This window comes from Rhizobium indicum, assembly GCF_005862305.2.
Taxonomy (GTDB): Bacteria; Pseudomonadota; Alphaproteobacteria; order Rhizobiales; family Rhizobiaceae; genus Rhizobium; species Rhizobium indicum.
In genome coordinates, this window is the sequence record NZ_CP054022.1 from 52,598 (window position 1) to 78,913 (window position 26,316).

Genomic DNA, 26,316 nt, shown 5'->3' on the forward strand with positions numbered 1-26,316 from the left:
GGATCGATACGAATGGAAAATGAGGATTCGTTGCCCGTCCGGCGGCGATTGCCAGAATGACAAAAGCCCGGCGCGGGAGAGATGCGCCGGGCTTCGATAGTGACCGACAGCCTGGGAGGAGGAGGGCTGTCCGTCGCACCGAAGCGGCTCGGAGGGGTTAAGCGCTTCGGTCTGTCACGAGGTAGCGTTGCGATGCGACAAATTCAAGCCTGGTGGCTGCGCGGATGTCGCAGACGAAGTGCCAGACAAATGCAGCCTCACTCGCACGCGATCAGGGCTAGCGAGGGGTTGTCCGCGGACAACTTGCCGAGTAAAGGACCCGGCGGAGGGAGTTTCCCCGACCTTCAGCGGGCCGACCTGCCCACCACGAAATGATTGAAGTGGCACAGGAGATCGCGCGGCTGGTGCGCCTAGAGCCGGACGCGCGAATGGAGATTGCCTCAATGATCGACGACGGTCCGCCTTGGACCTGGCTTGCCCAACCCTTCGCCCGAGCAAGAGCATGGCCTTGCTTATCTCCACCTGACTGACGGCCGAGTTGGCCGAGATGTCGAACAAGGCGATCGCCAAGCCGACCGATCGGACGCCGATGACCAACGACGGCGACAGCATCCAACCATCCGCCCCAGCACATGCGGATGCTGCCGTCAGCTTTCAGCCATCCGCTGCACCATTCGAGACTTCGTCCTCCGGCCAGCAAAGCTCAGGATGGAGGACCAACAGGCATAGCTTGGACGGCCGAACCGATCGATGCACCGCGAACTGACAGACTGCTGGAGTCGCCGCCCTCACCTGCCGCCCTCTCTCCAGCCTTTGCCTGAGCCGCGCCGCAGGAGCCTCGAAGCACGGAGCCGCACGCTTACCGATCTGGCCGGACCGAAGCATTGCCGTTAGCCAATGCCGAGCGATAGGCGGTCTCGATTGCCACCTCATCAAGGAGGCGCAAGAGCGGCGAGGATGACCCCGCCGCGGCGTCCCACCGACCTTGCCGCGGATCCCTTTCGGTGAGCGAAGCCGCAGCGTCGGCAGCCTCGCAGCCTCTTCGAACGGGCGGCGCTCTGCTCCTCTTAGACGGGAGCAGGTTCTCGGCATTGCGAAACTGCCGGCAGACCCGGCGGAACTCTTGGAGCCGAATACGCCGCGCCTGTTCGGCAAGACGCATGAAAGCGCGACTCTACGATACTAGGCAGAGCCATCGAGGCGGCCCTAATACCGCAAATCAGTACGGCGATATCAGGGATATTTTCCCGGCGCGAACCCAGTTGCTGCGGAGATCAGTTCATGCGCAAACGACCTGGCGACTACCACGTTGATGATCCGGTTGTCCGCGGACAACGGCATGAGCAGGCAACGTTCGGCCTTGCAGCTAGGGTTTGCGGATTCGTCTGGGAAAGGCCGCAGGGTCGGTTGCCCATCCGGCATAAAGCCGGCTTCTGTGTAGTAGTCAGCCGACAGTACCGCTGTCTCGCTATCATCCGGTGCTACATAAGACCGAGCGGAGGGATCTCGCGGAAGGGGAGGGGACGCCCTTCGATCTTGGAGGATCCGCAGTTCACGGCCGAATTCTTCCGGCGCATCCGCCCGTTGCGAAAGGGCGGTCGCTGACGTCGATCGGCGGGCCGTCAGCGCACCTGACGCAGCGACGACTACCGCCGATCTGCTTGCAGCAGCGAGCCGCGCATGGGGAACGGCAGCGTCGGGTCCGCTTTGTCCTGAGATTGCCGGCCGTAGTACCAAGACCGCACCATCATGTCAGACAGGCCGCGCCCGTCATCAATGCACGTTATTTGATGACGTGCAGCCCTCACTGTCAGCCAGTGTAGAAGACCTGCGTTCATCCCGGCCGATATGTCGGAAGATGTTCCTGCGCCTTGTGAACGGGATGCCGAGCAGCGCTTGCGGTGGCGGCCGGGGAGGGCGCCTATTGCAAAATAACGCCGGGCTATGAACTGGCCGACGTTCGGAGCGGCGCGCGTCGTATATCCACCTCCTCGCCGCGCGGCTGGCTACGCGTAGCCACTTGATCGATCGCGGCGCGTTCTGCCGATTGCCGCCCCGCTATCAAGCAACCACCGAGGCCATCGAGATCGCGTCCGTGGGCAGGGCAGGGGCTCGGTCTCGACGGCGCTTGGCATGAGGCGCGCTGAGCGAAAGCAATCGGATCGCAGGGGCGAAACCCGCTATTTGCCCGTTGATAACGCAAACGGCTATTGCAGGCCATTGTCACCGGCGCTATTATTTTGGCGGGCTCGTTGCACAGTGCATAGGCTGGTGCGGGTCGCCGACAGGCGCCGGTGTCGAATGGAGGCAGGCGGAATTCAGGTCCAAGTCGCGCTTTCGATATGAGCCGCACACCAATCTACCGCTTCGCGGCTACCAAGCCGCCCCCATCGGTAGACCTGTCGAAAGACTCCCACCACAGCAGTAACGAAACTAAAGTCTGGATTTGCTTCCGTAGCAGGATGTGACTGCAGCGATATCAACGACTTATGGGCGCAGCGGCGGAGCGGCTCCATCGTTCTAATCCCTGCTTCCTGGCCCGATTGGGGAAACGGACCATCTCGGTCCTGCATGAAATGTCCGCAGGAAAGCAACGGCTTGCATCCTTTAGCGGCACCCTGCGTTATCTCCGCACGAGACCGGAGACCAGCTCATGCCTGATGTGCTTCACCTCAAGAGATTCTCCATTGCGGCGACAATGATGGCCGCAGCGATTGGCGCACTTGTGTTGATGCAGGCGACTGAGCGCAGGTCGGTCGCTCGGTCTGGGGATACCGGCCGCGCACCTGCCGATCATGGTCGCAGCGCCAGCGTGCCCGAGGCTATCCCTTTCAGCGGCCTTCGCGACGTGTTCTGGCGCGTCTTCCACGAGGTCCTCGCCGACCGGGTCACTTTGATTGCCGCGGGTGTGACGTTTTATCTGCTGCTGGCACTCTTCCCAGCCATGGCGGCTTTGGTGTCACTTTACGGGCTGGTTGCAGATCCGGCCACCATATCCGAACATCTTCGCGAATTGGCCGGCCTCATGCCATCAGGAGCGTTCGATCTTCTTGCCAATCAGATCAAGGAGCTCGTCGATCGGCGCGACGCGACGCTCGGCATCACCTTCTTCGTCGGCCTCGGCATCGCCCTCTGGAGCACGCATAGCGGCACTCTGGCGATCTTCGACGCGATGAACGTCGCCTATGAGGAGGAAGAGAAGCGGGGGCTTGTCCGGTTGAACCTGATCGGCCTCTGCTTCACCTTGTGCGCGATGCTTTTGACGGTTGTCATGGTGGCGCTCGTCGGGGTCATGCCGGTTGTTCTCTCCTATCTCTGGCTCGATCAGTTCAAGGAGCACATGGCCCTTCTCCTGCGATGGCCGCTGCTTCTGCTGGTCGTCGCAGTGGCCGTTACATCGGTCTACCGCTTCGGCCCCAGCCGCGAGCCTGCCAAGCTCCGGTGGATGACGTGGGGCGCGGTTCTGACCACGATCGCCTGGGCCGCCATGTCCCTCGGCTTTTCTTTCTATCTGGACCATTTCGCCAACTACAACGCGACATACGGCACGCTCGGCGCGCTGATCGGCTTCCTTATCTGGATCTGGCTTTCCGTCGTCATTCTCATCGTCGGAGGGGAGCTTAACGCCGAACTGGAGCATCAGACCGCAAAGGACACGACGACGGGAACGCCACTGCCAATGGGGGCGCGCGGCGCCTATGTCGCGGACACTCTGGGCGAGACCATGAGCTAACCGCGATGATTGCTCCTCTTATATGGTTTTGATGTATTCTGCCATTTCGCCAGTCCCGAAACAGGAGACGATGATGACCGCCCCGCATCCTTCCAAAACCCATATCGGCAATCATGCCCTGCATCCCGAAACACAGATGCTGAACTACGGCTACGATCCGGAGCTCTCGGAAGGGGCGGTCAAGCCGCCGGTATTCCTCACCTCCACTTTCGTCTTCAACACGGCCGAGGATGGCCGCGATTTCTTCGATTACGTGTCGGGCCGCCGCGAGCCGCCCGAGGGGAAGGGGGCGGGCCTCGTCTATTCGCGCTTCAACCATCCAAACAGCGAGATCGTCGAGGACAGGCTCGCCGTCTACGAACGGACGGAAAGCGGCGTGCTGTTTTCATCCGGCATGGCGGCGATCGCCACCACTCTGCTCGCCTTCGTCCGGCCGGGCGATGCGATCCTGCATTCGCAGCCGCTCTACGGGGGAACGGAAACGTTGCTGGCGAAGACCTTCCTGAACCTCGGCGCCGCCGCCGTCGGCTTTGCCGACGGCGTCAGCGAAGGATCGGTGCAAAAGGCGGCTGAAGAGGCAATGGCCAAGGGCCGCGTTTCCGTCATCCTGATCGAGACGCCTGCCAATCCGACCAACAGCCTGGTCGATGTCGCGATGATCCGACGCGTGGCCGACGCGATCGGTGCAAGACAGGGTCATATGCCGATTATCGTCTGCGACAATACCCTGCTCGGACCAGTCTTCCAGCGGCCGATCGAGCACGGCGCCGATATCTCGCTCTATTCGCTGACGAAATATGTCGGCGGCCATTCCGACCTGATCGCCGGCGCCGTTCTTGGTCGCAAGGCGGTGATCAAGCAGATCAAGGCCCTGCGCGGCGCAATCGGCACACAGCTCGATCCACATTCCTGCTGGATGCTCGGCCGCTCGCTGGAAACGCTGCAGCTCCGCATGGAACGGGCAAACAGCAACGCGCGGGCCGTCGCCGACTTTCTGCGCGATCACCCGAAGGTCGAGAAGGTTCACTACCTGCCCTACCACGATCCGGAATCGCCGGCCGGGCGGACCTTCATCGCGCAATGCACCGGCGCCGGCTCGACTTTCTCTTTCGACATCCGCGGCGGTCAGCCAGCCTCGTTCAAATTCCTGAACGCGCTGCAGATCTTCAAGCTTGCGGTCAGCCTGGGGGGCACGGAATCGCTTGCGAGCCATCCGGCCGCCATGACGCATTCCGGCGTGCCCGCCGATGTCCGCCAGCGCATCGGTGTTCTGGAATCGACGATCCGTCTTTCGATCGGCATCGAGCATCCGGACGATCTGATCGCCGACCTCGAGATAGCGCTGCAGGCTGCGTGATTGGGGGAACCGATGCCCGGCGGCGCCGGGCATCGTTTACCATTTTATTTGTCGTCGATCGTCAGTTCCGTCTCGTCGGTGTCCAGCACGAAGACCGCAAGCAGGCGCGCCGGCTTGGTATCACTGGCGTTTGCGCTGACGCTGTGGTGATCGCCTGGAAATTCGGCGAAGCTTTCTCCAGCCTTATACGTTTTCACCGGGCCGTCGTTCACCGCGCTGCGGATCGCCCCTTCGAGAACGGTGGCGTAGATGAAGGCCGAATCCGGATGGGTATGGCCGGGCGACAGGCCGCCGGGCTCATATTCCACCATCACAGCCTTCATGCTCTTGCCGGGAACATTGGGAAGCTTCTGGTCGAAAACGACGCTCACCTTCGCTTTCCCACCTCCGGCGTGAGCCTGAGTACCGGCGGCAAGTACAAGGGCGAACGCCGCTGCCGAGATCATTTTCCTGAGCATGTCTGGTCTCCTCAATTGATAGAATGGGTCGACAGGCGCAGCCTCGCTGTCAGGCGCTCTTTTTCTGCGGTGGCTGACGGCTGAGCCAATCGTCGAAACGGATCCGGCCGAGCCGAGCCTTGGGGCCGGTCACGAGCGAATTGTCCTCGAGTTCGACCCCGAAATAGCGGGCATGCGGATCGGTGACCACCTGGCGCGGATCGCTCGTGGCCTTGAAGAGACGCGTCACGATCTCGGTGAGGCGGACTTTCTCCGGCCCGCCGATCTCGATCGTGCCATTCACAGGCGTGCCGAGCGCCACCTCGGCCATGACGTCGGCAACGTCGTCCGAGGCGATCGGCTGCACGTAGGCGGGCGACAGATGCACCGTCTGGCCGACGGTACCCGACTGGGCGATGCCAGCCATGAATTCGTGGAACTGCGTCGAGTGCACGATGGTGTAGGGTATGCCGGACGTCTTGATCAGCTCTTCCTGGGCCATCTTGGCGCGCATGTAGCCGCTGCCCTGCAGCCGCTCCATGCCGACGATCGACAGCGCGATATGATGCTTGACGCCGGCGGCAGCCCCTGCCTTGAGCAGATTGCGGCCCGACGTCTGGAAGAATTCCAGGACGGCCTTGTCCTCGAATGAGGGCGAGTTTGCGAGATCGAGCACGACCTGCGCGCCAGCGAGCGCTTCGGCCACGCCCTTGCCGGTGATCGTGTCGACGCCCGAATTCGGCGAAGCCGCCAACACCTCATGCCCCTTGCTGCGCAATCTTTCCACGGTCTTCGAGCCGATGAGGCCGGTACCGCCGATAACGACGATTTTCATGGGTAGTCTCCTTGTCCTTTACGAGGAGTTTCCTCTGTTGACCTGAAAGCGAGCAGGCAACTGCTCGGCATGCCCCCGCGCCCTCGATGAGCGAAGCGACTTCATCGGGACCGTCGCCGGTGCGGCCGGTTGAAACCGATGAGCAGGAGAATGCGCCGGATCGCGGTGCCAAACTATTCTCCCTCGGTCGCTGTCACCCTATGCGAACGCAGTAGGAAAGCTGGCTCTGCGGTCGAGGAATCCGGCCAAAATGGAGGAACATGACGTCGACAGGCATCGGCCTGATCTACCGTTGGGGCAGATAGTCGACCTGGAAGGCAAGGCGTATTAACTGGCCTGCAAGCCGAGGCTTGCGTCATCAATCCTCTCACGGTGGAGATAAGAATGATCAAGCGTCTGAACTTCATGGCCCATAAGAACAGCGGCATCGACGGCCTCTTTTCCGTTGAAGGCTGGATTGCCAAAAGCTTCGATCCGAAGTTGCTCGAACTTGTCAAAGTGCGCGTTTCCCAGATGAACGGATGCGCTCACTGCCTGCACATGCACCGCCAGGACGCGCTGAAGCTCGGCGAAACGGATGACCGGCTGCTGCTTCTGAACGCGTGGCGGGAGTCACAGCTCTTCACCACTCGGGAGCGGGCCGCACTCGCCTGGGCCGAGGCTCTCACTCAGATCGCGAAAAGCCATGCGCCGGATGATGTTTATGAAGAGGCGCACGCCAACTTCTCGGATGACGAGCTCGTGGCCCTTTCAATCGGTGTTGCGATGATCAACGCCTGGAACAGGCTGGCGATCGGCTTCCGGCTTCAGCATCCGGCCGATCACAAACGCGCCGCCGCCTGACGGGCTGCACCTTGGTCAGGAAAGCTTGGCAGCCTCGAACATGGCGCTCAGCCCGATGCCTCCGCCGATGCCGATCATCGCCAAGGCAGTCGCACCCGGCGCCCAGCCTTCCCCGGTGTCGCGGATCAGTTGGCTGTACAGCCGGGTCACGAGGATTGCGCCGGAGGCTCCGAATGGATGGCCGAGCGCAATGGCTCCGCCGTCCTTGTTGATCGCGTCGGCAGGGATAGCGAGCTGGTCCAGCGATGCCAGAACCTGGGCCGCGAAAGCCTCGTTGAATTCGATGGCATCGATGCCCAAGAGCGAAAGCCCGGGCTGACGCTGCAGCAGCTTTCTGGTCGAGGCGACCGGGCCGATGCCGAGCAGGTTGGGATCCACACCGGCAGCGGCGCTGTCGATGAAGGCTAGTCCCTTTTCGATGCCCATGCTTCTCGACATTGCGCGACTCATGACCAGCACCAGGCAGGCGCCGTCGTTCAGCGGGCAGGCATTGCCGGCTGTCACCGAACCATCGGCCAGGAAGACCGGCCGGAGGTTTGCGAGCGCCTCAAGAGATGTGGACGCGCGTGGACATTCGTCCCGTTCGATCTGACCGTAGCTGGTGGGAATTTCAACGATCTCAGGCCGAAAGATGCCTGCCTCGGCCGCTTGCACGGCGAGCCTATGGCTGCGCAGGGCGAATTCATCCTGTCTCTGGCGCGATATGCCGAACTGCCGCGCGACGTTTTCGGCGGCAATTCCCATTTCCGGATCGCCGATCGTTTCAGGCGAAAACCGGGCGCGCCCGTAAAATCGCGGCGGCATCCCATTCGTCTTTGGTCTTTCGACGCGCCATGGCGCGGTGCTGACACTCTCCACGCCGCCGGCCAGAAAGCACGAACCGGCTTTCGCTTGGATCAGCCGGGCTGCCATGATGATCGCTTCCAGGCCCGAGCCGCATTGCCGATCGATCGCAACACCCGGAACTGACATGGGCAGACCTGCTGTGAGCGCTGCCAGCCGCGCGATGTTTCCACCGCCACCGGCGGCATTACCCACCAGCACATCATCGATGTTTTCCGGCGCAATTCCCGCTTCGGAAACAATGCGACGGATGATCGGCGCAAGCAGATCTTCCGCCGCGACAGTAGCAAGCGATCCGAACGCCCGGCCGATCGGCGACCGGTAGGCGGCAACCACGACCGGCTGCCAATCCTCCTCAGGCTGATAGGCGTAGGACAAGATCGTCTCCTGAGATCACCGATGTCTCCACTTGCCCCCTCGAGATCTTGCCGCTGCTCGTCATCGGCCAGAACTCGATATGGTAGAATTGCTTAGGGATCTTGTACCTAGAGAGCATCCGCGCGCAATGATCGGCCAGGATTTTCGGGTCTCTCGTCTCTCCCGAGACGACGGCAACGATCCGTTGGCCCAAATAGGCGTCCGGCAGCCCGAAGACAACGGCATCTTCTACCCCGGGGCAGACTTTGAGCGCGCTCTCGACTTCTGCGGGATAAACGTTGTTGCCGCCTGATATCATCATGCCGCCGGCCCTGCCGATCACCCGCAGCATGCCATCGGCATCGAGTTCACCGAGATCTCCGACCGTCGCCCCGGCTTTTGTGACCCGGAAGGCCTGACCATCGTCGCCCCAAAGATATCCATCAGCGATCAGGTCGCTGTCGACGAATATAGTTCCCGCCACATCGGTCCCGACGTCGTTTTCATCGGGATCGCGAATGGAAATTCCCACGCCGGGATAGGCTTGTCCTACCCGGTCGATCGGAAAATCGATCTCGCTCCCGACAAGGGTCGAGACGGTCATGAATCCAATCTCGGATGCGCCGTAATATTCCCGGATGCGCGCCTTCGGAAAAAGGCGACGCATGGACTCGACCCCGTTCCTGTCAAGCTTTGCGCCGGCGCTGAGGACGTCGCGCAGGGAGGTCAGAGCGGGTTCACCCGCCCACGCTCTTGCAATGCCGGCTATATGCGTGGGTACGGCAACCAGCCGTTCGACTTGCCGGGAGGAGAGCGTGCGTGCCACCACGCCAGGATCCCATTTCCTGATCGAATGAAAGGTTGCCCCGGCATCGAAAGCTTCGACCAATGCATAAAGCGCCAGGCCATGCGCGAGCGCTCCCGGGCACATTGTCGACGGCGCGTCTTCGAGTTCGAAAACAACGCGTCCGCGATCGAGGCTCCGGCGCCATTGTTCGCGCGAGCGATAATAGGCTTTCGGTTCGGCGGTGGTCCCCGAGGTGAAACCGATCAGAAAGATCTTGTCGGTATCGGCCGGCAGCTCGGCTTCACCTTCCGCCGCGGCAAGGTCGAAAGCCTCGGCTCCGGCAGCGACAACGGGAATGCCGAGTCTTCGGGCAATTTCAGCACTCGGCCCGGCATCGTCGTCGACAATCAGAACGTCAGGCGCCAGGCGCTCGATTATGCGTTCGATCCTTTCCGCCGGCATCATCGGGTCGATGACCGCGCAGGCATTCGGGAAAGCGGTGGCCGCCGCAAAATACTCGGCAAAGCCGATATGGTTGCCAAGGCTGAGAGCGGCAAGCTTCTCCACACCGGGCAGATCGAGCGAGCGGCGATTCGAGCGAGGGAGATCTTGGAGAAACCGATAAATTGCCTTGGCGCGCACATAGAGCTCGCCATAGCTGAGCGAGTGCCCGTCGATCACCAGCGCCGGCTTGTCCGGTGTTTCCGTTGCATGTCGAAGAAGCTGCGCATGGATCGGCATGGACACCCGCTGGTTTGAACGATCGGCAATCAGCCTGGAGACAGAGCGGCTCTGGTCGCTTCGGGAATCGGCGTCGGGCGGCTGTCGGAGAGGCCGACGCAGACCCAGACGAAATGCGCCGATGCGCAATGGGCGCCATCGCGCTGGCGAAAGAGTTCTATGGCAAAGGACAGACTCGTGCGCCCGATTTTCTCTATGTTCACCTTCACTTCCACGACATCGTCAAGGTCGATTGGGCTGTGAAAGGTGATCTCCGCCTTCTTCACGTGATAGGCAACGCCGGAGGAAGTGTGACGGAAATGGCTGAGAATTTGCCGTTGCCGCAGGAACTCGATGACCGCATCCTCGCAATAATCGAGATAACGGGAATTGTGGACATGACCATAGATGTCGATGTCTCGCATCGAGACCCGGAACGATGCTAAAGGCCTGTCGTCAACGCTCATTCGATCACCAATTCGACGGGGTGATCTAACCGCAGTGTGTGGGGGATGCAATGCAATATCAGGCGGTCGTGCGAAAATTCGGCCCGGCTCAGGATGTCGTTGAGCTCGAGCAGGCTGCGCTGCCGCCGCTGGCGCGCGACGAGGTGAGGGTACGTCTGCTGGCGCGGGCGATCAATCCGTCCGATATCATCACCATATCAGGAGCCTATAGCGGACGCACGACATTACCTTTCATTCCCGGCTTCGAAGCATTCGGCGTGGTCGAACAGTGCGGTGAGGAGGTTCATGGGCTTTCCCCCGGGACACGCGTGCTGCCGGTGCGCAGCGCCGGCGGGTGGCAGGAATTCAAGGATACCGATCCCGGCTGGTGCCTTCGTGTTCCAGACGAGCTTACCGACTTCGAAGCTGCAACGAGCTACGTCAATCCGATGACGGCCTGGTTGATGCTGCGTGCCAAGATCGGGCTGAGGCCAGGCATGCGCATCGCCATCAATGCCGCCGCCTCTTCGATCGGAGCGATATTGATCGGTCTCGCCAATGCCGCCGGCGTGGAGCCGGTCGCCATCGTCCGCAGCGAAGGATCACTTGAGCGCCTGCGCGGCCGGGTCGAGGCTATCATCATCGATAGAGAGGAAAGCGAAAGCGATCTGGTCGCCGGGCTCACCGGCCGGCATGGGCTCGACGCTGTGCTTGACTGCGTCGGAGGAGCGCGCGCATCCGTCCTCGCCGATGCGCTCAAGCCCGGCGGGCATTTCGTGCATTACGGCCTGCTTTCGGGCCAAAGCATTCCGGCTTCCTTCTGGGCCTCCCATCCCGATATCGCCTTTTCCTATTGTCACCTCCGTGAATGGGTTCATTCGCAAGCGATGGGCGACGTCCAGCGGGCCTATTCCGAGATCGCGGCGCATATCGTTTCGAAGGTCATAGCGACCGAGGTGCGGGAGGTATTCCCCTTGGAAAATGTCCGGCAAGCCCTGCACTCCGCTCTTCCCTTTCGAACGGGCGGCAAGGTGCTCTTGGCCTGACGGACGCTGTCCCTAGGAGTCTTCGTGCCGTTGCCGCGCGATGGTGATTGCCGCATGGTTCTGCTCGGCCCACCCGATCAGGGTTTTCATGGGGATGAGGAAGGATCGCCCCTGCTCCGTCAGTTCGTATTCCACGCGAGGCGGGACCTCCGGATAGACGGTGCGCCGCACGAAGCCGTCCTGCTCCAGATGCTTCAATGTCTTGGACAGCATCTGCTTCGAGATGTCACCGATCTCGCGCATCAGCTCGTTGAAGCGCTTCTTTCCGTCTTCCAGTGCCTCGAGGGTGAGCAGGCTCCATTGATCGCCGATACGATCGAGCACGCCTCTGATCGAGCATCCCGCCCCAGGCTGTTGTTTCGGATCGTCCGTTTCCTTGGGCATGCTCCGTCCTCGGTCATCGTCGGCTGACCTTGCCACTAAAACCTGCCTTCTTGCTCGGCATGCCGCGGTTTCATAGACCAGCTCTCATAGTCTGTTTTCTAGACTAGATCGCGAATCCGTACCAAGGAGCTTGATGCATGACATTCGGGAAATCGCTTTTCGCACTCGTCATTTTGGCAGGTGTCGCCGCGCCGGCCGGCGCTTTTGCTGAATCGGCCTCGCGGGATTTGAAGATCGAGGAAGCCAACCGGAAGCTGGTGGTGGAATTCTACGACGGGTTCTTCAACAAGCACGATATCGAGGCCGCCTCGGTCGTCGCTGACGATTACCGGCAGCACAATCCCCAAGTTCCCGACGGGAAGAAGCCTTTGATTTCCTTCTTCATCGGCTTCTTCAAGGACAATGCCCAATCGAAGGCCGAGATCGTCGGCAGCGCCGCCGATGGCGATCTCGTCTGGCTGCACGTGCACGCGACGAACGGCGCCGATGACCGCGGCCAGGCGATCGTCGATATTTTCCGCGTCAAGGACGGCAAGATCGTCGAGCACTGGGACGTGATCCAGGCCGTTCCGAAAGAGGCGGTAAACAAGAACACCATGTTCTGAGTTGAGTGGGGCCGGCTTCCCAGCTGGCCCCACTATCGGCACTACGCGCTTGGTTCAGCCGTCTCTCTCGTTGCTGCCGATTTCCGCCGCACTGCTCGGTCGACATTTGCCGGTGGCCTAATGCCCATACGCCAAAATGGCTGGTGCCCTAGTCGATCCGCATCAATCGATCCGGGGACGCTTCGATTTCGGCGTTGCCAGCCCGTGTTTGGCAAGCTCCAGGGTCAGGATGCGGGTTTCGAGAAGATTGAAGATGCGCAGGATGGCCTCGATCGCATCGAATGGCTTCGTCAGAAAATCCTTCGCGCCGAGCGAAAGTGCGCGCCTGCGCGTCGGCAAGGTCGCATCGGCAGTGAGCACCAGGATCGGCAGATAGCTGTTTTCGGGAATGAGCCTCGCAAAGGTCTCGAGCAGGGCGAAACCGTCCAGATCGGGCATCATCAGATCGAGAAGAACGAGATCGACAGGATGTTCGCGGAAGAGCCGCAAGGCCTCGCGCGGTTCGGTGGTGCTGATCAGCGCCGTAAAGCCTTCGCGCTTGAGGATACGCTCCAGCAGTGAGACATTGGCGGGCTCGTCGTCGACGATCAGGATCGTCGATCGGCGCACGATATCTGTGGAATCTGTCATGGACCCAATATTTGGTTGAAGCGATGCCGAACTGATATCAAGCGGCGCGGCCAAATCAAAGGCGATGTCTTATGGCGGGCTTCCCATCGCAACCGGTCTTGCCTCTACCACTGCAGGCGCGCGCGGCAGATCGACGTGGAAAGTGGCGCCGCCTTCCTGGTTGCTGAAGCCGAGCGTTCCGCCCATGGCGTCTGTCAGATGTTTCGACAGCGCGAGCCCGAGACCGGTTCCATCCTGGCTGATCCGTTCCGCTCCCAGCCGATCGAACGGGGTGAAAAGCCGGGCGACGCGTTCGGCCGGAATGCCGGGACCGGTATCGCTGACCTCGATGCGGATACGGCCGCCATCCATCGCGCGGTGGCTGACGGTTACGCTTCCCTGGGGGCGATTGTATTTCACCGCATTGGAGAGGAGGTTGAGGAACACCTGCAGCAGACGCCGTCGGTCGGCGAGCACCGAAAGATCCGGCTCGGCCGGCTCGACGACCTCGATCCTGATCTGCTGCTGGCCGCAGAGCGGTCTTGCAAGCGACACGGCTTCATCGATCACCTCGGCGACGGGCTGTGCTTCGACAGCGAGATCCATGCGCCCGGCCTCGATCCTCGCCATGTCGAGAACCTCGTCGATGAGGCTGAGCAAATGCCGGCCGGCCCTCAAGATCTGCGCGACGCTCTCTCTGGACTCAGTATCGGTGACGTCCATTTCCAGAAGCTGCGCGAAACCGAGCACGGAATTCAGCGGCGTGCGCAGCTCGTGGCTCATGCGCGACAGAAATTCGCTCTTGGCGTTGCTCGCGCGGATCGCATCCTCACGGGCGCCAAGCAGGGCCTCTTCGATTTGCTTGCGCTCGGTAATATCTCGCGTGATCTTGGAAAAGCCGCGCAACCGGCCCGTCTCGTCATGGAGTGCGGTCACGACGACGTGCGACCAGAATTGCGACCCGTCCTTGCGAAGGCGCCAGCCTTCCGCTTCGGTGCGTCCGTGAAGGGCGGCTTTGGCAAGCTCTTCTGCCGGAAATGTGTCCCTGGTTTCCGTGGGATAGAAGCGGGAAAAATGCTGCCCGACGATCTCCTCGGCGCCATAACCGGTGATCCGCTCGGCGCCTGCATTCCAGCTTATCACCCGTCCTGAAGTATCGAGCCCGAAGATGCCGTAGTCGCTGACGCCTTCGACCAATTGCCGAAAGCGCTCCTCGCTCTCGGTCAGATCAGCCTCGCGCTTTTTCAGAAGCACGCTCGCATCCTCGAGCGCCTGTCCGAGGCTCCCGAGTTCATCGCGGAAGGGATCCGCCACCGTCACGACCTCGCCTTGCGCCAGCCGATGCGCCTCGGCTTTCAGCGCATGCACGCGACGCACGATGCTCGCCGAAAACAGGAAGACGGCGACGAGCGCGCCGGCAAACCCAAGGAAGCCGGCGGCGATCATCAGGCTTCGCGACAGCGTGCGAACCCGGTCGGCAGCCTCCGTCCTCGCGTGAAGCAGATCGGCCTCCCGCCGGCTCATCGCGTCGATTTCCTGTCTCAGCACATCGAGGACCTGCTTGCCCTCGATGAGCTTGGCCGCAAGATCCTCGCGTCCGCCGGCGCGCAGGATGTCGGCCTGTTTCAGGAGCTGGAGACGGTCGACTTTCGCGACGACGAGGGTGCGGATGCGTTCGAGGCGGCTCTTTTGCTCGTCATCCCGCAATCGGCGACCGACCTCGTCGAGCACGACGGGCAGCCTGTTTTCGGCCCGGTTGAAGGGATCGAGAAAATCGGTTCTGCCGGTCAGCAGATAACCGCGCATCGCGGTGGCTGCTTCGGCGATCGAGGCATGGATCTCCTGAATGCCCGACTGGATCTCGAGCGTGACCCGCACCTGATCCTCGGCAATCCGGCTTTGCCGGTCGGCCACGAAGACGGAGGCGAGAGCCGCAAGCAGCAGCGCCAGCGGTACGGTGATGATGACAATGCCCTTCGCCCTCAGCGGCAGATCGGCGAAACGCAGGGTCATTGCTGTTCTTCGCTGGATGTTGCGACCAGCCCGCCGCGCACGGCCATGACCGCGGCCTGCGTCCGGTCGCCGGCGCTGAGCTTGCCGATGATGCGCTCGACATGGATCTTCACGGTACCGGGCGAGATCTTCAAGGCTCGGCCAATCTCCTTGTTCGTCAGGCCCTCGGCCACTTTCGACAAGACTTCGCGCTCCCGGATCGTCAGCGTCTCCAGGGCGCTGCTGTTGGTCTGCGGCTTGGTGGCGGCGCGGCGCAACAGCTTGGCGACGAGTGGACCGTCGAAGAAGGCGTCGCCCTGAAGGACGCGCCGGATCGTGCGGAGAATGTCTTCCCGGCTGGCGTCCTTCAGCAGATAGCCCGTGGCGCCAGCTTCGATCGCCGCTTCCAGATAATCGAGGCTGTCATGCATCGTGATGATCATGACGCGTGTGCCGGGCGACACGCGCCGGATCTCCCTCGTCGCGGCGAGGCCGTCCATGCGCGGCATGCGGATATCGAGCAGTGCCAGATCCGGCTTGTGGTGAGCTGAGGCATCCACCGCTTCGACGCCGTCGCGCACGTCCCAGCCGACATGGAAATCTTCCTGACCGCCGATCATGGCGATAAGACCGGCACGGGCGATGTCGTGATCGTCGGCGACAAGGATCGATGCCGTCATTCTGATGTCGTCTCCTGCGCAAGAGGGGCGGCGGCGCGGACATGCGTGCCGCCCGAAGACCCGGCCTCGATCTCGATCCGGCCGCCGAGCAGCGCCAGCCGTTCCCGCATGCCGACGATGCCGAGTTGCCCGCCCCGCATCTGAGGATGGCGCAACTCGCCGATGCCTTTGCCATCATCGATCACTTCGAGATGCGCTTCGCCCGCGTCATCCTCGAAGAGCCGCACGACCAGCCGGCTCGCCTCGGCGTGCTTGATCACATTGGTGATCGCTTCCTGCGCGACTCGATAGAAGATGATCCCGGTCGATGTCGGCCAGCGGTCGGAGGCGGCATCGAGGTCGGCGATCACTTCGAGACCGTCGATCGCATCGAGACGCGTGCGCAGGGCCGCGGCGACACCGAGATCATCGAGTTCGGGCGGGCGAAGATCGGCGATGGCCGCCCTGAGATCCGCAACGGAATGGCGCGCCAGTGCAGCGAGTTGGTCGATCTCGGGCTTCAGGACATGCGCCTCGCCGATACGGGCCGCGAGGTCCTGCAGGCGATAGCTAAGGCCTGCAGCCAGCTGCGCCGAGCCGTCGTGAAGATCAAGCGCCACCCGCTGCCGCTCCTGTTCCTGCGCCTGGATCAATTGCGCGACAAGGGCCGCGAGTTCACTTCGCTGCCGCTGGAGATCGCCGAGAAGCGCCTGGTTTTCCGCTGCCTGCCGATTGAGATTGTAGGCGTCGGCGAGCTGTCCCGCCACCACCTCCAATGTCTGCCGGTCGTCGGCATCGACGCCGCGCCCCCTCAGCGGACCGATCAGCGTCAGGCAGAGACCGGAGCCGTCTTGCGAGGTAAACAAGATGCTGTCGCTTCCGGGGCTCGTCGACTTGCCGACCGTCATCTGCACAGGCAGCTCTTCTTGCGAGGACGGGAAAACGAGCTCGGCAAAGGATGCTCCCGAGAAGTCGGCGAGACGGGACAGAACCTCCTGAGCAGCCGCTTCGAAAGTTTGTGCGTCAAGCAGGTTTCGCGCCTCGATGATGAAGCGCAGACGAGCCGCGCGCGCTTCCGCTGCCCGGTAAAGGGCCTTCAATTCCGTTACGTTAGGCGAATGCGTCGCGCCTGTATCGTGGTTCATGCCTGACGGGACTGCTCCGATATGAATGACGCCGGCACGATAGTCATTCCGGCGGGAATGTCATCTATGCCGTTCGGCAGACCCGATCGGAGCCACACGGCAGATGGGGCGGCGGCACTAGGCACCTTAGATGTCGATCATGCGGTCGACCGATGCGATGTCCGCCGGAACCGCCACATAGGAAGTCAAACATGCATACCATCATTGCCGCCGCCCTCGTTCTCGGTTTCGTTCAGGTCCAGTCGGCCGCGGCGGCTACCGAAACCGCAACCTGTGCGCCGACAAGCGAGGCGGAAATCGCCAAGCTCTTCGACCGCTGGAATACCTCACTCGCGACCCTGAGCCCCCAGGAAGTCGCCAAGAATTACAGTGAAGACTCCGTGCTGCTCGCGACCTTGTCGGACAAGCCTCGTCTGACCCAGGCGGAACGGATCGATTATTTCAAGCACTTCCTGGTGAATGAGCCCAAGGGCCATATCGATAGCCGCGACGTCAAGATCGGCTGCAACTGGGCCGTCGACACCGGCACCTACACCTTCACCTTGAAGGACGGTTCGAAAGTGCCGGCCCGTTATACCTACACCTACGAGTTCAAGGATAGCGCCTGGCTTATCACCTCGCACCACTCTTCGATGATGCCGGAGAAGTAAGGCTTCACCAGCCCGCCGGTCCGGCAAGGAGATCCCGTGCTTACCCCACACGGGGTCTCCTGATTTGCCGATAGCGGCAGGACGGACTCGAATATGAGAGGGCATACCGTGTGAGCCTCCTCTGGCCTGCCAGGCCCAGGAGGGGGGTGGCCAATGGCATACGATCTCCCTGTTCCCTACAAAGCCCTGAGTAGTCCGTGCGCGAAGTTTTGACGGCCAAGCGGGATCGGGAGTAGCATCCATGCGGCAGCGGCAAGGTGGTCAAAGCGGCCGGCCCGATGGAGATGCAATGATGAAACACAAACCTTTCCTCCTGACGTTTGCGGCACTGGCATTTGGTTCCGCATGGCCAATTTCTGACAGCTTCGCTGCAGCTCAGCCTATCTTCTGGAGCGCTTTACGGCCGGCGGATCAGGCCAAAGCGACAGTGCCGCTGTCGGGCAAGACGGTCAGCGGCCCACAGGGCGAAACACTCGCCTGGCATGGCGAGGAACATCCGATCGAAATGACGGGCTTCGTTCTGCCAATCGATCAGGAAGGCGATCTCGTCTACGAATTCATGCTGGTGCCTTGGGCCGGAGCCTGCAGCCACATGCCTTCCCCTCCGCCCAACCAACTGGTTCGTGTCGTTCCGGAAAAGCCTTTGCACCTGGCAAGAATGTACGAGACCGTCACCGTGACGGGTACCCTGCGGCCCGGCCTGGATCAGGCGCAATTCTTCATGATCGATGGTGACCGCGTCCTCACCTACGGCTACAGCATAAGCCATGCCCAGGTAGCGACAGTAACGGCGACGACCGATCCCGATCTGCTGTCACTTTCGCCTTTCGGCATTCTGCCTCGCCAGTAGAAGGCGCGGGATCTGGTTCTCATTATGAACAATGTCGGGGAATTCCGCCGCGTCGACGATCTGCGTGTCGAGGACTGGTCGGGGCGGTAGGTCCGGTCTCAGATGAAAAAATGCCCGGGCGCAGCCGAAACTGCGCCCAGGCAAAATGCTGCCGATCAGACGAGGTCGAAGCGGTCGGCGTTCATGACCTTGGTCCAGGCGGCGACGAAGTCCCTCACAAACTTCTCCTTGGTATCGGCCTGGCCGTAGACTTCGGCGAAGGCGCGAAGCTGCGAGTGCGAGCCGAAGATCAGGTCGACGCGGGTGCCGGTCCACTTGGCGGCGCCGGTCTTGCGGTCGCGGCCTTCATAGACGCCTTCCTTGCCGGCGAGGGGAACCCACTGCGTGCCCATGTCGAGCAGGTTGACGAAGAAGTCGTTCGTCAACGTCTCGGGACGCGAAGTGAAGACGCCGTGCTCGGGGTCGCCTGCCTTCAGCACGCGAAGGCCGCCGACGAGGACGGTCAGCTCGGGCCCGGTCAGCGTCAAGAGTTGGGCGCGGTCGACGAGTGCTTCTTCCGGTTTCATGAACTGATGGCGCTTGCCATTCACATAGTTGCGGAAGCCGTCGATACGCGGCTCGAGCGCTGCGAAGGAATGCGCGTCGGTCTGGGCTTCGGAAGCATCCATGCGGCCCGGCGTAAACGGCACGCTGACGGCGTTGCCGCCGGCCGCTGCCGCCTTCTCGACGCCGGCAGCACCGGCGAGAACGATCAGGTCGGCCAACGAGATCTTCTTAGCCCCGGTCTGGGCGGCGTTGAAGTCCTCCTGGATGCCTTCGAGAACGCCGAGGACCTTGGCGAGCTGCGCCGGCTGGTTGGCGTCCCAGTCCTTCTGCGGGGCAAGGCGGATGCGCGCGCCGTTGGCGCCGCCCCGCTTGTCGGAGCCGCGGAAGGTCGAGGCCGACGCCCAGGCGGTCGAGACCAGTTCCTGCACGGTGAGGCCAGTGGAGAGAACCTTTTCCTTCAGTTCGGCAATGTCCTTGTCGTCGACGAGCGGGTGGTCGACGGCCGGGATCACATCCTGCCAGATCAGGTCTTCGGCCGGAACTTCCGGGCCGAGGTAGCGCACCTTCGGTCCCATGTCGCGGTGGGTCAGCTTGAACCAGGCGCGGGCGAAAGCGTCGGCGAACTGGTCGGGATTTTCGAGGAAGCGGCGCGAGATCTTCTCGTAGACCGGATCGAAACGCAGCGCGAGATCGCTGGTCAGCATGGTCGGCAGGTGCCTCTTCGAGGCGTCGTAGGCATCCGGAATGGAGGCTTCGGCGTTCTTGGCCTGCCACTGATGAGCGCCGCCCGGGCTCTTCGTCAGCTCCCATTCGAAAGCGAACAGGTTTTCGAAGAAGTAGTTGCTCCACTGGGTCGGCGTCTGGGTCCAGGTCACTTCGAGGCCGCTGCCGATGGCATCGCGACCGACGCCGGTGTTGAACTTGCTGGTCCAGCCCAGGCCCTGAGCCTCAAGCTCGCCGCCTTCGGGGTCGACACCGACAAACGACGGATCGCCAGCGCCATGGGTCTTGCCGAAGGTATGACCGCCGGCGATCAGCGCCACGGTTTCTTCGTCGTTCATCGCCATACGGGCGAATGTTTCACGGATGTCGCGGGCGGATGCCAGCGGATCCGGAGTGCCGTTCGGGCCTTCCGGGTTGACATAGATAAGGCCCATCTGCACGGCGCCAAGCGGCTCTGCCAGTTCGCGTTCGCCACTGTAGCGTTCGTCACCCAGCCAGGTTCCCTCAGGACCCCAGTAGAGTTCTTCCGGCTCCCAGACGTCAGCGCGGCCGCCGGCGAAACCGAAGGTCTTGAAACCCATGGATTCGAGCGCGACGTTGCCGGTGAGGATCAACAGGTCAGCCCAGGAGATCCTGTTGCCGTATTTCTGCTTGATCGGCCACAGCAGGCGGCGGGCCTTGTCGAGGTTCACGTTGTCAGGCCAGCTGTTGAGCGGTGCAAAACGCTGCTGACCGGCCCCGGCGCCGCCGCGGCCATCGGTGATGCGGTATGTGCCGGCGCTGTGCCAGGCCATGCGAATGAACAGGCCGCCATAATGACCGAAATCGGCCGGCCACCAATCCTGCGAATCCGTCATCAACGCGTGAAGATCCTTCTTCAGGCCGTCGAGATCAAGCTTCTTGAATTCCTCAGCATAGTCGAAGGCTTGGCCGAGGGGGTCGGCGCGGCCGGAATTGTGGTGAAGAATCTGCACGTTCAACTGGTCCGGCCACCAGTCGCGGTTGGATCGACTGCTGCGAGGCGTATTGCCGTGTGGCACAGGACATTTGCCTGCGCTGTCAGTGGGGTTGTCCATGATCGTCTCCTTCATTGCTTGATCTGTCTGCGCGTAAAAAAGATGAGCCGAGCTGGCGCCCTACTCTCCCCTTGCAGTCTTCATATCGGAAGCATGTAATAAATTTAAGTTGGATTTACTGATCGGTGCGATAAGCTGAACTTATGAAGAACCTTACCCTGAAACAGCTACGTTATTTTGAAGCACTGGCTAGAGATGGCCGCTTCCGACGTGCCGCCGACGCCTGCGCGATCTCCCAGCCGGCATTGTCAATGCAGATCAAAGAACTTGAGCAAGAGTTGGGCGGTGAGCTTTTTGAGCGCAACGCGCGTGAGGTGAAGCTGACCGCCTTCGGCCAAAGCGTCGCACTCAGGATCCGCGATATCCTGCGTGGCGTGGACGAACTGGCGGATCTGGCGCGTGCCGCGCGCGATCCTTTCCTGACGCGGCTGCGCATCGGCATCATCCCGACGATTGCGCCCTATCTGTTGCCGGCGATCATCAACGATCTGAACAGGAGCTTTGCCGGCATCCAGATCGAGGTGCGCGAGACGCAGACGTCAAAGCTGGTTCAGGAGTTGGCGCAAGGTCAGCTGGACACGGCAATCGTTGCCTTGCCCGTGTCCGAACCCTCCCTGGCAGAACTCGAGCTCTTCAAGGAAGAGTTCGTGCTGGTTCGGCGGCCCGAAGACGAGGGCAAGCCGGTGCCCGAACGCGAGGCGCTGCGCGAAATGCGGTTGTTGCTGCTCGAGGAAGGTCACTGCTTTCGCGATCAGGCCTTGTCGTTCTGCAAGATCGGGCAGGCCCGTCCCCGGGAAGTCATGGAAGGCAGCTCTCTCTCCACCCTAGTCCAGATGGTCAGCGCCGGTATCGGCATCACCTTGATTCCCGAGATGGCCGTTCCCCTCGAAACGCGCTCGGCGCACGTCTCGATCTCCCGTTTTCAGTCTCCGCAGCCGTCGCGAACGATCGGCATGATCTGGCGCAATTCGACGCCGATGGCCAAACAGCTCCAGCAGGTTTCCGAGGCGGTTCGCCGGTCGGCCGACAGCATGCGCGAACAGTATGCCGCCCGGTGATGGACCTGACATCGCCTTGCCTCAGGATCGCCGTTTGAACGTATGCTCCGCTGCCGGAAACTGTCGCGATCGGACCTCGTCGGCATAAGCGCCAGCGGCGGCCGAAATCCTTTTGCCGAGTTCGTCGTAGCGCTTGACGAAGCGCGGGGTGAAATCGTTGAAGAGCCCCAGAATGTCGTCGGAAACCAGAACCTGACCGTCGCAGGCGGAAGAAGCGCCGATACCGATGGTCGGGACGTGCATGGCGGACGTCACCTCCCGGGCGAGCGGCTCTACCGTGCCCTCGATGACGACGGCAAAGGCGCCTGAGCCGCCAACGGCGTGGGCATCGCGTCGGATCTTCGACGTCTCGTGTTCGGAATGGCCGACAGATCGATAACCGCCTGCGGTTTGGACCTGCTGCGGCATCAGGCCGATATGGCCCATAACCGGGACCCCCCGCTTCGTCAGAAAGGCGATGGTCTCGGCCATCTCCTCGCCGCCCTCCAGCTTGACGGCATCACAGCCGGTTTCCTGCAGGATGCGCACAGCGTTGCGGAAGGCGATCTCCTTGGATTCCTGATAGCTGCCGAAGGGCATGTCGACGACGACGCAGGCCTTGCCGACGCCGCGCATCACCGCCTTGCCGTGCGCGATCATCATGTCGAGCGTCACGCCGATGGTGGACTCCATGCCGTAGAGCACCATGCCGAGCGAATCCCCGACCAGCAGGAGGTCGCAATGCTCATCGAGTAGCCGCGCCATGGGCGTCGTATAGGCGGTCAGGCAGACGATCGGCTTGCCGCCCTTCATGGCTGAGATGCGCGGTGGCGTAATGCGCTTCTGAATTCCGGCCGCGCTCATCTGGTCACTCCCTTTCCCGGCAAGCTCTGCCCGCCGATCACCCTTTTGTTCCCGACAACTCGATTGTTACTGACGACCCTGTTGTCGAGCAGCCGTGTCGAGCCGACCCGAACGAAGAGCGCCACGACGACAGGCTCTGCGATCGATGTGACCGGCTGCAGCGTTGCGGCATCCCTGACGGCGACGACCTCGGGCTTTGCCAGAGGCTCGCGATTGAGAAATGCCGTGAGCTTTGCCTCGAGTTCCACCGGATCGGTCAGGCCGCCGGCGACCAGCCGCTCTGCCTCGTCAAGGGTCTGAGGGACGATCACCGCGGCATGCCGCTCCGCCTCGCTGAGATAGACGTTGCGCGACGACAATGCGAGGCCGTCGCTGTCCCTGACCGTCGGCACCGATATCACGCGCACCGGCACGGCCAGATCGTCCACCATGCGCTTGATGATGACGACCTGCTGGTAATCCTTCTCTCCGAAATAGGCGGTTTGCGGCTGCACGATGTTGAAAAGCTTGCAGACGACAGTGGCGACGCCGGCAAAATGCCCGGGCCGTACCGCCCCTTCGAGTTCGCGCCCGAGATCGGGAACGTCGACGACAGCAAGCATCGGGCGGGGATACATGTCCTCGACGCCAGGCGAAAAAAGGAAATTGACGCCGGCTTGCCTCAGCATGGCGGCGTCGCGTTCCAGATCGCGCGGATATTTGCTGAGATCTTCCGCCGGGCCGAATTGCAGCGGATTGACGAAAATCGAGACGACGACGATGTCGTTCTCGGCGCGGGCGCGCGCGACCAGTTCCATATGACCGGCATGGAGATAGCCCATCGTCGGAACAAGGCCGACCGTCCGCCCCTGCCGCCTCAGCGCGTCGAGCGTGTGGCGCAGCTCGTCAATGCTCGAGAAAACCCGCATATATCCTCCCCTGCCGGTCACTCCATCTTGGGCGCGGATAAGAAGTGTAATCGATGCGGCAGGTCAATGCATATTCCTCGATAAAAACGATTAGATGAAAAGCCAGCCGACGACACCGGACCATATCAGCCCCCGGGGAACGGCTTTTCGCCACTTGGCCGCTGTTTGCGCGTTTCACCTGCTTGCAGTGGAACCGACGATATGCGACTTCCGTTACTCGCCCTGTCCGTCAAGATACCATCACAGTCGATCGCTATGGACGTTACATGGAGGACGCATGGACAAGCCCTGGAAGATCAGCCGCGGACCGATTGCTGCAACCGAGCTCGACGTGGAGAAGGCAAACGCGATCAATGTGCTGTTGATCCGGCCGGTCGGCGTCCTTCCAGCCAAGGCGGGAGATCCTGTCCTTCCTTTTGCCGTCGGCCTTTTCAATGAACTCCGTCCGCTCCTGAAGCCCGATGCCGGCGTCACCGCGCTCAGGCGAGCGACCGCGGCCTATGTCCACTGCCGGCGCTACTATTTCGCCAGCGCCCAACCCGATTCTATGCGCCATAGTCTTGACGGTGAACCTGTCGAACCACTGTCGTCCGAAGACCGGCTGGTCGCGCAAAAACGCTTTCTGAGCCTCAAGCAGACCACCGGCAAGACAGACGCGCCCGAGCAGATAGCGCCGGTCCCCGCTCCCCTGTTGAGCAAAAGCGAACAGATCCGCGCAGCCCTCCTCGGCAAAAAAGGAACGCCGCCAGCTAGAGCGGGATGACATCAGCGTCTCGCTTGCAGTCATTGCGTGGTCTTGGTCGTGCGACCGTCATTCACAAGGGCGACGTAGTCGCTCTCTGAGCTTGGCCGCATCGGGGGCGCGGAAAACGCGCCCCCGGCCGGCGCCGGCCGAAGGGGAGGGGCAATCGGCCGGGTCAGTTCAATGGGGCTTCGCCTGAGGTGATCCGCTGCTCGTCTCCGGCAAACAGATGAACCGCATCGTGGATTGGCGCGATCCTCAGCACCTCGCCGGGGGTTGCCCTGATCCGTTCCCTGAAGACGCAAGTCAAGGTCTGCGTTCCCAGCCGGACGATGACCAGCGTTTCCGAACCCGTCGGCTCGACGACCACCGTCGTCACCTCGATGCCGCCCGGGTCCAACCGGATATGTTCGGGACGAATGCCGTAGATCACGGCTTCAGGCGGACGGCGCTCGCTCGGCAGGAGCAGGCCGTCGGCGGTTCGAAACCCGTCTTCCGTCATGTTGCCGCTGATGAAATTCATCGCCGGGGAGCCGATGAAGCCGGCGACGAAGAGGTTGTTCGGACGATCGTACAATTCCAGCGGCGAACCCGACTGCTCGATCAGTCCGTCCTTCATGACGACAATCTTGTCGGCCATGGTCATGGCTTCGATCTGGTCATGGGTGACATAGATGGTCGTCGTCTGCAGCCGTTGATGCAGTTCCTTGATCTCCGAGCGCATCTGCACCCTGAGCTTGGCGTCGAGGTTCGACAGGGGCTCGTCGAAGAGGAAGACGGCCGGGTCGCGCACGATTGCCCGCCCCATCGCCACACGCTGTCTCTGGCCGCCCGACAGTTGCTTGGGATATCTCTCCAGGAGACTTTCGAGACCGAGGATCTTCGCGGCGTTGCCGACCCGCTGATCGATCTCCGTCCTCGGCATCCGTTTCAGCCGCAGCGAAAAGCCCATGTTCTTGGCAACGGTCATATGCGGGTAGAGCGCATAATTCTGGAACACCATGGCGATGTCCCGGTCCTTGGGGGCAAGCTCGTTGACGATATGCTTGCCGATCTGGATCTGCCCCGAAGTGATGCCCTCAAGGCCCGCAATCATCCTCAAGAGCGTGGATTTGCCGCAGCCCGAAGGGCCGACCAGAACGACGAACTCGCCGTCGCCGATATCGACCGAGACGCCTTTGATGGCTTTGAACGCGCCGTAATCCTTGCGCGCATTGTTGACCGAAACATGGGCCATTACCGTCCTCCCGAAATCGCTGTCAAAGTCCGCTCAGGACATTTCTCAAATAATCGAGGCCGAGGCGCTCGCCGTCTTTGCGCGCGGCCAAGTCCTTGCCCGGCCAGCCATAGGCGGCATCCTCGTGTTCGATCGACAGCGTGCCGTCGAAGCCAGCCCCGCGGGCCTGGCGCAGAAACCTCGGCCAATCGATGAGGCCGAGCCCCGGCAGCTTGTATTGCCACCAGCCCTTGCCGTGATAGCCGACAGCCTGCAGGTTCTCCGGATCGATTGCCGTGTCCTTGGCATGAAGGATGGCGATGCGATCCTTCACCGCCTCCATCGCCTGATAGGGATCGACGCCGATGCGAACGAGGTGCGAGGGATCAAATTCCAGCCCGAAACGAGGATCCCTGATCCGCTGAAAAAGCTCCTGCCACCCTCTTGGTGTCGTTCCGATGAAATTGTCCTTCGGACCCGGCCAGTTCTCGATTGCAAACGTCAGGCCGTAGGGCTGCGTCTCAGCGATCAGGCCGTTGGCGAAATCGGCGAAGTCATCATAATTGGCTTCGTCGCTTGCGGTGTCGTCCCGGCCCGGGAAGATCACGAAGATCGGGACGCCCGCTTGCCCGATCGCGCCGGCGAATTCGGCGGTCGTTTCGCGAAGTGCCGTTCGTTTTGCCCGGTCGGCATCGAGCTGATTGCCGAAATAGGTGATCGACGACACGAAGAGGTCGCGGCTACGCGCGAGCGCGACGGCGGCCTCCACCCGATCCGGCGTCTTGATATGACCGCCGACATCGATCTCGATGGCGTCGAACCCGGCCGACGCGGCGAAATCAACCACTTCCTCCAGGGGGCGATCGTTGAATGTCGAAGTGTAAAAGCCGATCTTCATCAAAATCC

Annotated in this window: 24 protein-coding genes; 9 read left to right on the forward strand and 15 right to left on the reverse strand. The window is 61.8% G+C overall.

Going from position 1 to position 26,316, the window contains the following annotated elements:
• Nucleotides 1–2,653 precede the first annotated feature (2,653 nt).
• Together FFM53_RS24710 and FFM53_RS24715 are read left to right on the forward strand one after the other, a co-directional pair.
• Nucleotides 2,654–3,733 (forward strand): YihY/virulence factor BrkB family protein, encoded by a 1,080-nt coding sequence (locus FFM53_RS24710; protein ID WP_138390425.1) that lies wholly within the window; start codon nt 2,654–2,656, stop codon nt 3,731–3,733.
• A gap of 73 nt (nt 3,734–3,806) precedes the next feature.
• Nucleotides 3,807–5,090, forward strand: coding sequence for a cystathionine gamma-synthase family protein (locus FFM53_RS24715; RefSeq protein ID WP_138330792.1), 1,284 nt, complete (start codon nt 3,807–3,809; stop codon nt 5,088–5,090).
• Nucleotides 5,091–5,134: 44 nt separating this feature from the next.
• Here the strand turns inward: FFM53_RS24715 and FFM53_RS24720 are convergent, their stop codons facing one another.
• Complete coding sequence (locus FFM53_RS24720) at nt 5,135–5,548, reverse strand: cupin domain-containing protein (protein ID WP_138330791.1); 414 nt, start codon at nt 5,546–5,548, stop codon at nt 5,135–5,137.
• A 49-nt stretch (nt 5,549–5,597) separates the two neighbouring features.
• The gene (locus FFM53_RS24725) at nt 5,598–6,362 is read right to left on the reverse strand and encodes an SDR family oxidoreductase (protein WP_138330790.1); all 765 of its coding nucleotides are present in this window, start codon (nt 6,360–6,362) and stop codon (nt 5,598–5,600) included.
• Between the two features lie 384 nt (nt 6,363–6,746).
• On the opposite strand from FFM53_RS24725, the gene FFM53_RS24730 reads away from it, so the two are divergent.
• A complete protein-coding gene (locus tag FFM53_RS24730) occupies nt 6,747–7,205 on the forward strand; it encodes a carboxymuconolactone decarboxylase family protein (RefSeq protein WP_138330789.1) in 459 nt (152 codons plus the stop codon).
• 15 nt (nt 7,206–7,220) lie between these two features.
• Here the strand turns inward: FFM53_RS24730 and FFM53_RS24735 are convergent, their stop codons facing one another.
• The 3 genes from FFM53_RS24735 to FFM53_RS24745 are packed head-to-tail and all read right to left on the reverse strand — an operon-like array spanning nt 7,221 to nt 10,379.
• The gene (locus tag FFM53_RS24735; RefSeq protein ID WP_138390424.1) at nt 7,221–8,426 is read right to left on the reverse strand and encodes a thiolase family protein; all 1,206 of its coding nucleotides are present in this window, start codon (nt 8,424–8,426) and stop codon (nt 7,221–7,223) included.
• The gene (locus FFM53_RS24740; RefSeq protein ID WP_138330787.1) at nt 8,404–9,933 is read right to left on the reverse strand and encodes a class I adenylate-forming enzyme family protein; all 1,530 of its coding nucleotides are present in this window, start codon (nt 9,931–9,933) and stop codon (nt 8,404–8,406) included. The genes FFM53_RS24735 and FFM53_RS24740 overlap by 23 nt, the downstream gene beginning before the upstream one ends.
• A 29-nt stretch (nt 9,934–9,962) precedes the next feature.
• The gene (locus FFM53_RS24745) at nt 9,963–10,379 is read right to left on the reverse strand and encodes an acyl-CoA thioesterase (protein WP_138330786.1); all 417 of its coding nucleotides are present in this window, start codon (nt 10,377–10,379) and stop codon (nt 9,963–9,965) included.
• A gap of 50 nt (nt 10,380–10,429) precedes the next feature.
• Here FFM53_RS24745 and FFM53_RS24750 point away from each other — a divergent pair, with 50 nt between their 5' ends.
• On the forward strand, nt 10,430–11,404 hold the full coding sequence (locus FFM53_RS24750) for a zinc-dependent alcohol dehydrogenase family protein (protein WP_138330785.1): 975 nt from the start codon (nt 10,430–10,432) through the stop codon (nt 11,402–11,404).
• Between the two features lie 12 nt (nt 11,405–11,416).
• Here FFM53_RS24750 and FFM53_RS24755 read toward each other — a convergent pair whose 3' ends face one another.
• Nucleotides 11,417–11,788 (reverse strand): winged helix-turn-helix transcriptional regulator, encoded by a 372-nt coding sequence (locus FFM53_RS24755; RefSeq protein WP_138390423.1) that lies wholly within the window; start codon nt 11,786–11,788, stop codon nt 11,417–11,419.
• A gap of 137 nt (nt 11,789–11,925) precedes the next feature.
• Between FFM53_RS24755 and FFM53_RS24760 the strand changes: the two genes are divergently transcribed.
• Entirely contained in the window at nt 11,926–12,393 is a 468-nt protein-coding gene (locus tag FFM53_RS24760) for a nuclear transport factor 2 family protein (RefSeq protein ID WP_138390422.1), read from the forward strand.
• A 162-nt stretch (nt 12,394–12,555) separates the two neighbouring features.
• On the opposite strand, the gene FFM53_RS24765 is transcribed toward FFM53_RS24760, so the two are convergent.
• From FFM53_RS24765 to FFM53_RS24780, 4 genes are all read right to left on the reverse strand, one after another.
• Nucleotides 12,556–13,023, reverse strand: coding sequence for a response regulator (locus tag FFM53_RS24765; protein ID WP_138330783.1), 468 nt, complete (start codon nt 13,021–13,023; stop codon nt 12,556–12,558).
• A 69-nt stretch (nt 13,024–13,092) separates the two neighbouring features.
• Complete coding sequence (locus tag FFM53_RS24770) at nt 13,093–15,015, reverse strand: sensor histidine kinase (protein WP_138330782.1); 1,923 nt, start codon at nt 15,013–15,015, stop codon at nt 13,093–13,095.
• On the reverse strand, nt 15,012–15,674 hold the full coding sequence (locus FFM53_RS24775) for a response regulator (RefSeq protein WP_138390421.1): 663 nt from the start codon (nt 15,672–15,674) through the stop codon (nt 15,012–15,014). The genes FFM53_RS24770 and FFM53_RS24775 overlap by 4 nt, the downstream gene beginning before the upstream one ends.
• Nucleotides 15,671–16,798, reverse strand: coding sequence for a sensor histidine kinase (locus FFM53_RS24780; protein WP_138390420.1), 1,128 nt, complete (start codon nt 16,796–16,798; stop codon nt 15,671–15,673). Before FFM53_RS24780 ends, FFM53_RS24775 begins: the two co-directional genes overlap by 4 nt.
• 191 nt (nt 16,799–16,989) lie before the next feature.
• Here FFM53_RS24780 and FFM53_RS24785 point away from each other — a divergent pair, with 191 nt between their 5' ends.
• Nucleotides 16,990–17,448, forward strand: coding sequence for an SgcJ/EcaC family oxidoreductase (locus FFM53_RS24785; RefSeq protein WP_138390419.1), 459 nt, complete (start codon nt 16,990–16,992; stop codon nt 17,446–17,448).
• 289 nt (nt 17,449–17,737) lie between these two features.
• Nucleotides 17,738–18,298 (forward strand): DUF3299 domain-containing protein, encoded by a 561-nt coding sequence (locus tag FFM53_RS24790; protein WP_138390418.1) that lies wholly within the window; start codon nt 17,738–17,740, stop codon nt 18,296–18,298.
• 155 nt (nt 18,299–18,453) lie between these two features.
• Here FFM53_RS24790 and katG read toward each other — a convergent pair whose 3' ends face one another.
• Nucleotides 18,454–20,643 (reverse strand): catalase/peroxidase HPI, encoded by a 2,190-nt coding sequence (gene katG / locus FFM53_RS24795; protein WP_138390417.1) that lies wholly within the window; start codon nt 20,641–20,643, stop codon nt 18,454–18,456.
• A 143-nt stretch (nt 20,644–20,786) separates the two neighbouring features.
• On the opposite strand from katG, the gene FFM53_RS24800 reads away from it, so the two are divergent.
• The gene (locus FFM53_RS24800) at nt 20,787–21,701 is read left to right on the forward strand and encodes a hydrogen peroxide-inducible genes activator (protein WP_062940996.1); all 915 of its coding nucleotides are present in this window, start codon (nt 20,787–20,789) and stop codon (nt 21,699–21,701) included.
• A 21-nt stretch (nt 21,702–21,722) separates the two neighbouring features.
• On the opposite strand, the gene panB is transcribed toward FFM53_RS24800, so the two are convergent.
• A complete protein-coding gene (panB, locus tag FFM53_RS24805; protein WP_138390416.1) occupies nt 21,723–22,544 on the reverse strand; it encodes a 3-methyl-2-oxobutanoate hydroxymethyltransferase in 822 nt (273 codons plus the stop codon).
• Nucleotides 22,541–23,452 (reverse strand): pantoate--beta-alanine ligase, encoded by a 912-nt coding sequence (gene panC / locus FFM53_RS24810; RefSeq protein WP_138330776.1) that lies wholly within the window; start codon nt 23,450–23,452, stop codon nt 22,541–22,543. The genes panB and panC overlap by 4 nt, the downstream gene beginning before the upstream one ends.
• A gap of 277 nt (nt 23,453–23,729) precedes the next feature.
• Between panC and FFM53_RS24815 the strand changes: the two genes are divergently transcribed.
• Nucleotides 23,730–24,215 carry a ProQ/FINO family protein gene (locus tag FFM53_RS24815; RefSeq protein ID WP_138390415.1) on the forward strand — a complete coding sequence of 162 codons (486 nt, stop codon included), beginning with the start codon at nt 23,730–23,732 and terminating at the stop codon, nt 24,213–24,215.
• 154 nt (nt 24,216–24,369) lie between these two features.
• On the opposite strand, the gene FFM53_RS24820 is transcribed toward FFM53_RS24815, so the two are convergent.
• Nucleotides 24,370–25,431 carry an ABC transporter ATP-binding protein gene (locus FFM53_RS24820; RefSeq protein ID WP_138390414.1) on the reverse strand — a complete coding sequence of 354 codons (1,062 nt, stop codon included), beginning with the start codon at nt 25,429–25,431 and terminating at the stop codon, nt 24,370–24,372.
• Nucleotides 25,432–25,453: 22 nt separating this feature from the next.
• Complete coding sequence (locus tag FFM53_RS24825; RefSeq protein ID WP_138390413.1) at nt 25,454–26,308, reverse strand: sugar phosphate isomerase/epimerase family protein; 855 nt, start codon at nt 26,306–26,308, stop codon at nt 25,454–25,456.
• Between the last annotated feature and the right edge of the window lie 8 nt (nt 26,309–26,316).

Bases quoted from the DNA above. Each gene is read 5' to 3' on its own strand.
- FFM53_RS24710 (WP_138390425.1), top strand. From the start codon at position 2,654: ATGCCTGATGTGCTTCACCTCAAGAGATTCTCCATTGCGGCGACAATG.
- FFM53_RS24715 (WP_138330792.1), top strand. From the start codon at position 3,807: ATGACCGCCCCGCATCCTTCCAAAACCCATATCGGCAATCATGCCCTG.
- FFM53_RS24720 (WP_138330791.1), bottom strand. From the start codon at position 5,548: ATGCTCAGGAAAATGATCTCGGCAGCGGCGTTCGCCCTTGTACTTGCC.
- FFM53_RS24725 (WP_138330790.1), bottom strand. From the start codon at position 6,362: ATGAAAATCGTCGTTATCGGCGGTACCGGCCTCATCGGCTCGAAGACC.
- FFM53_RS24730 (WP_138330789.1), top strand. From the start codon at position 6,747: ATGATCAAGCGTCTGAACTTCATGGCCCATAAGAACAGCGGCATCGAC.
- FFM53_RS24740 (WP_138330787.1), bottom strand. From the start codon at position 9,933: ATGCCGATCCATGCGCAGCTTCTTCGACATGCAACGGAAACACCGGAC.
- FFM53_RS24745 (WP_138330786.1), bottom strand. From the start codon at position 10,379: ATGAGCGTTGACGACAGGCCTTTAGCATCGTTCCGGGTCTCGATGCGA.
- FFM53_RS24750 (WP_138330785.1), top strand. From the start codon at position 10,430: ATGCAATATCAGGCGGTCGTGCGAAAATTCGGCCCGGCTCAGGATGTC.
- FFM53_RS24755 (WP_138390423.1), bottom strand. From the start codon at position 11,788: ATGCCCAAGGAAACGGACGATCCGAAACAACAGCCTGGGGCGGGATGC.
- FFM53_RS24760 (WP_138390422.1), top strand. From the start codon at position 11,926: ATGACATTCGGGAAATCGCTTTTCGCACTCGTCATTTTGGCAGGTGTC.
- FFM53_RS24765 (WP_138330783.1), bottom strand. From the start codon at position 13,023: ATGACAGATTCCACAGATATCGTGCGCCGATCGACGATCCTGATCGTC.
- FFM53_RS24770 (WP_138330782.1), bottom strand. From the start codon at position 15,015: ATGACCCTGCGTTTCGCCGATCTGCCGCTGAGGGCGAAGGGCATTGTC.
- FFM53_RS24775 (WP_138390421.1), bottom strand. From the start codon at position 15,674: ATGACGGCATCGATCCTTGTCGCCGACGATCACGACATCGCCCGTGCC.
- FFM53_RS24780 (WP_138390420.1), bottom strand. From the start codon at position 16,798: ATGAACCACGATACAGGCGCGACGCATTCGCCTAACGTAACGGAATTG.
- FFM53_RS24785 (WP_138390419.1), top strand. From the start codon at position 16,990: ATGCATACCATCATTGCCGCCGCCCTCGTTCTCGGTTTCGTTCAGGTC.
- FFM53_RS24790 (WP_138390418.1), top strand. From the start codon at position 17,738: ATGATGAAACACAAACCTTTCCTCCTGACGTTTGCGGCACTGGCATTT.
- katG (WP_138390417.1), bottom strand. From the start codon at position 20,643: ATGGACAACCCCACTGACAGCGCAGGCAAATGTCCTGTGCCACACGGC.
- FFM53_RS24800 (WP_062940996.1), top strand. From the start codon at position 20,787: ATGAAGAACCTTACCCTGAAACAGCTACGTTATTTTGAAGCACTGGCT.
- panB (WP_138390416.1), bottom strand. From the start codon at position 22,544: ATGAGCGCGGCCGGAATTCAGAAGCGCATTACGCCACCGCGCATCTCA.
- panC (WP_138330776.1), bottom strand. From the start codon at position 23,452: ATGCGGGTTTTCTCGAGCATTGACGAGCTGCGCCACACGCTCGACGCG.
- FFM53_RS24815 (WP_138390415.1), top strand. From the start codon at position 23,730: ATGGACAAGCCCTGGAAGATCAGCCGCGGACCGATTGCTGCAACCGAG.
- FFM53_RS24820 (WP_138390414.1), bottom strand. From the start codon at position 25,431: ATGGCCCATGTTTCGGTCAACAATGCGCGCAAGGATTACGGCGCGTTC.
- FFM53_RS24825 (WP_138390413.1), bottom strand. From the start codon at position 26,308: ATGAAGATCGGCTTTTACACTTCGACATTCAACGATCGCCCCCTGGAG.